The organism is Sphingobium sp. C100, from assembly GCF_000508185.1.
GTDB lineage: Bacteria > Pseudomonadota > Alphaproteobacteria > Sphingomonadales > Sphingomonadaceae > Sphingobium.
Window position 1 is genome coordinate 1 of the sequence record NZ_AYOY01000075.1, and the last position, 3,197, is coordinate 3,197.

Consider the following 3,197-nt stretch of genomic DNA (forward strand, 5'->3'; position numbering starts at 1 on the left):
ACCATCCACGCTATGCCCTCTCCTGCGCTTCGAGCCACGCGAGCACGGCCCCATGGGGGCGGACGCGGCGAAGCTCCGAAACGATATTGGTGTCGAGGAGGAACATCAGAGGGCGGGCGACGCGCGGTGCTTCCCCCGGCCCCGCGGCGGGATCACGAGATCGCCTCGGCCGGGGGGCGCCAGAAGTAGGTCCTTGAGTGTCGGGCGAGCACGGCTTTGAAGGCGATGCCACTCGGCGGCTGGTACCAGCACCGCCGCTTCGACGCCGCGCTTGGTGACCATCTGGGGTCCATGGGTCGTGCATGCCTCGAGCATTTCGCTGAAGCGCGCCTTTGCGTCCTGAACGGGCCAAGCCTGCATATCGATTCCTTTCTGACTAGTTATCTAACTAGTCCGCGAGATATTTCAATTCCGTTCCGGGATCAGCCGGTCATGCGCTCGCGATAGATGTCGGCCGCCCACTGCTCGATCCAGGGCGCGGTCGTCTCGTCATGGTCGAGATCGCCGCATTCGATGAGTTCCCGCATTTGCTCGCGCGCCTCGGCGATCGCCGCCTCCCAGGGGTCATCGGGCTGCGCGGGCGCGATTGGGGGAATCTGCACGGGAAGCTGGCGCTGCGGCTGGCGCAGGCGCGCATGCTGGGCGTGGACCCAGTGTTCCATATGGTCGGCGACGATGGCGTCGGTCTTCACGCAGCCATCGCGCCGGGCCGCGGTCCTCGCTGCGACACCATAGGCCTGGCTGTCGATCGAGGCGATGCGGTGCCGGAAGGCCGCGAGATAGGGGAGTGCCTCCCCTTTCACGCCGAACAGATGAAGCCGGATGCGCCGCGGAAGCACCCGATCGAGATGGTCGACGACGGCCATCAGTCCTTCGGGGCCGTGGATGGAACGCCGGCACATCGATCCAACGCCGACGAGCCCGGCGCGCTCGATCGTGCCCGACAGGGCATCGGCGCAGCGCTCATAGTCGGCGGGTAGCCGCCCCTGGATCACCGGCATGAAGCTGTCGAGGATGTCTTGGTCCTCACCGCGCAAGCGGCACTCGATATTGGCGCGGATGGTGCGCGATATGCGGTCGAGGATCTCGTCGCGGTCGCCGGCGACCTCATGCTCGACGCAATAGTCGAGGGCCGCCCACCAGCGAAACGGGTAGGCGGCGGCGAGGCGGACATAGTCGCCCACGGTCCAGGGATAGCCGCCGTAGGTGGTCATCGCGCTGAAGCCGGCGCTGTCGAGGCAGAGGCTGTGGAGCCCGGCCGCATTGGCGAGCGGACCAGTCGTCCAGCCCGTCCATTCGCGCCAGCCGCGCCGCCGCGACCAGCGCGAAAGGGCGTTCGCCGAGATGAGCACGGGCTGCTGCAACTGGCGCGCGCGATCGAGCAATTTGCTGTCGGACAGGTGGGGTAAGCCGATCATCACCGCTATCGTGCGCGGCTTGACCCGATCCATGTTCATATTATGTTCCTTGCAAAAGGAGATTTCCGATGACCGATTCCGCAGCCCGTTTTCTTGGGCATTTCGATCTGGACGTGACGCTGCGCGATGCGGCGCTCGACGAGCAGAACCGCCCGACCCGGCGGATGATCGCCAACGCGGCCATCGGCATGCATGTCGAGGACGCCTTCTATTCGGTCCGCGAACTGCGCGAGGCGGTGACCTGGATCCACGAGGGCGAGCTTGGCGGGAAGCGCAAGCTGGCCTCGATCCTCAGCAATCCGGCGGGCGACGACTTTCAGCGCTGCATCTATTTCTGCCTCGCCGGACGCGGCGTGGTCGAGATGATCGACGATCTGATGTGGCTCGAGGAGCTGCTCGAGGCGCGCGGCCGGATCGCGGGCAAGATGCATCGCCGCAAGGTCAAGGCCCGGCCGCTCGTGCGGCCCTATGTGGCGGACGAGCCGGATGGCCCGGTGGTGTCAACGGCGGAGGATTTCCAGCAGGGCCAGTCCTGGTGGGCCGATCCCGGCCTGGGTGCCTGAAGCCTGCGGGCGTCAGGCGCTTGGCGCGCCGGCCCCTGCTCTACCCTTTGCCTGGTTGGGGATGCCCGGCGTGCGCTTCCGCCGAGCAAGGCCGGGCCTTGCCGGCGATCAGCGCTCGCATGACAGCCGTTCACCGCGCCGCCACCGCGCTGGCTCCAGCCAGTTTCCGGCAAGGGCGCCCGCGTGTCGCCGCTGCGCTTCGCTGAAGGCGGCCGCATAGCGCGAAGCGCGGGCGGCGTCGGACCTCAGATATTGCGGCTGCGGGATGGCGAGTCCGGCCGAGATCATCACTTCGCCGAGGTCGCGTCCATTGATGGAAACCATGGCAACCGGCCTGCCGTAGCTCGATCGGGACGAGAGACGGATCTGCGCGTCGCCGCCCCGCAACGTCCGCGCGGCGAGGTCCTGGGCGGCTTTCCCACACTCCCAGCAGGCACCGGCCCGTTCGCACATCTGGTGCCGTTCGAAGGCATCGACCCCGAGCAGGCGGAAATCGGTCGCGACCGTGTCGCCATCGAGGGCGCGCGCGGTGGCGCTGAAGGACGTGTCCTCCGCCGCATCGCTGGGCGTGCAGGCTGCCGCCAGCAGCAGAGCCAGGACGGGAAGCCGTTTCATGCGACCATTTCGAGGACGATCAGGCCCGGCGTTGCCGGGTCGGTGGACACGCGGAACGGTTGCAGCGGGTTCGCGGTGCGCAGGATGCTGACCCTCTCCTGGGAATGATCGAAAATCCGGCCCGCGACGCGCAGCGCGTTCTCGCGGCTGCAGAGCAGGCCGCGCTTGGGCGACAGGGCGTTCCTTTCGATGGCGATTGTCATGACATGATCCACTTCATCACGAGGATATACGGATTGATGTTCAGGCGAACACCGTCTTGTGGATTTTGGTGACGGGCACGATCGACCAGGCCCGCTCCATCAGCCGGCTGATCCGGTAGAAGCAGCCATTGTCCGGGTCGCGGAGCATCAGGCTCCGGCTGCGCTTGCAGACGACGAACTCCTGCGCGACGTGGCCGTCGGTGAAGGTCACCGGCTGGTCGAGCCGGATGCGATCGCCTTGGGCGAGCTTGCGCCCGCGCAGGGCCAGATTGGCGCGGCAGCGTTCGCGCCAATCGATTGCGTGACGATGCTCGGTCGGGGTCAGGAGATCGAGGATACGCTCGGGGCACTCGGCTTCGCATGGACCCATATTTTCGGTCAGTCGGGTAGGATTGGTG

At 66.8% G+C, this 3,197-nt stretch carries 6 protein-coding genes; 1 reads left to right on the forward strand and 5 read right to left on the reverse strand.

From position 1 onward, the window contains the following. Positions 1-105 precede the first annotated feature (105 nt). A complete protein-coding gene (locus C100_RS49455) occupies positions 106-360 on the reverse strand; it encodes a type II toxin-antitoxin system Phd/YefM family antitoxin (RefSeq protein WP_019054354.1) in 255 nt (84 codons plus the stop codon). A gap of 62 nt (positions 361-422) precedes the next feature. Beyond that, positions 423-1,457 carry a deazapurine DNA modification protein DpdA family protein gene (locus C100_RS31105; protein WP_019054353.1) on the reverse strand — a complete coding sequence of 345 codons (1,035 nt, stop codon included), beginning with the start codon at positions 1,455-1,457 and terminating at the stop codon, positions 423-425. 29 nt (positions 1,458-1,486) lie between these two features. Here C100_RS31105 and C100_RS31110 point away from each other — a divergent pair, with 29 nt between their 5' ends. Continuing rightward, positions 1,487-1,981, forward strand: coding sequence for a hypothetical protein (locus C100_RS31110; protein WP_019054352.1), 495 nt, complete (start codon positions 1,487-1,489; stop codon positions 1,979-1,981). Between the two features lie 108 nt (positions 1,982-2,089). On the opposite strand, the gene C100_RS31115 is transcribed toward C100_RS31110, so the two are convergent. The 3 genes from C100_RS31115 to C100_RS31125 form a co-directional block, all read right to left on the reverse strand. Next, positions 2,090-2,596: a thermonuclease family protein gene (locus tag C100_RS31115; RefSeq protein ID WP_019054351.1), complete on the reverse strand. Its 507-nt coding sequence runs from the start codon at positions 2,594-2,596 to the stop codon at positions 2,090-2,092. Then, positions 2,593-2,799: a hypothetical protein gene (locus C100_RS31120; protein WP_019054350.1), complete on the reverse strand. Its 207-nt coding sequence runs from the start codon at positions 2,797-2,799 to the stop codon at positions 2,593-2,595. Before C100_RS31120 ends, C100_RS31115 begins: the two co-directional genes overlap by 4 nt. A 40-nt stretch (positions 2,800-2,839) precedes the next feature. Then, positions 2,840-3,197: DUF6927 domain-containing protein (locus C100_RS31125; RefSeq protein WP_024018952.1), on the reverse strand; the 358-nt coding region annotated here is incomplete at its 5' end.

Bases quoted from the DNA above. Each gene is read 5' to 3' on its own strand.
- C100_RS49455 (WP_019054354.1), bottom strand. From the start codon at position 360: ATGCAGGCTTGGCCCGTTCAGGACGCAAAGGCGCGCTTCAGCGAAATG.
- C100_RS31105 (WP_019054353.1), bottom strand. From the start codon at position 1,457: ATGAACATGGATCGGGTCAAGCCGCGCACGATAGCGGTGATGATCGGC.
- C100_RS31110 (WP_019054352.1), top strand. From the start codon at position 1,487: ATGACCGATTCCGCAGCCCGTTTTCTTGGGCATTTCGATCTGGACGTG.
- C100_RS31115 (WP_019054351.1), bottom strand. From the start codon at position 2,596: ATGAAACGGCTTCCCGTCCTGGCTCTGCTGCTGGCGGCAGCCTGCACG.
- C100_RS31120 (WP_019054350.1), bottom strand. From the start codon at position 2,799: ATGACAATCGCCATCGAAAGGAACGCCCTGTCGCCCAAGCGCGGCCTG.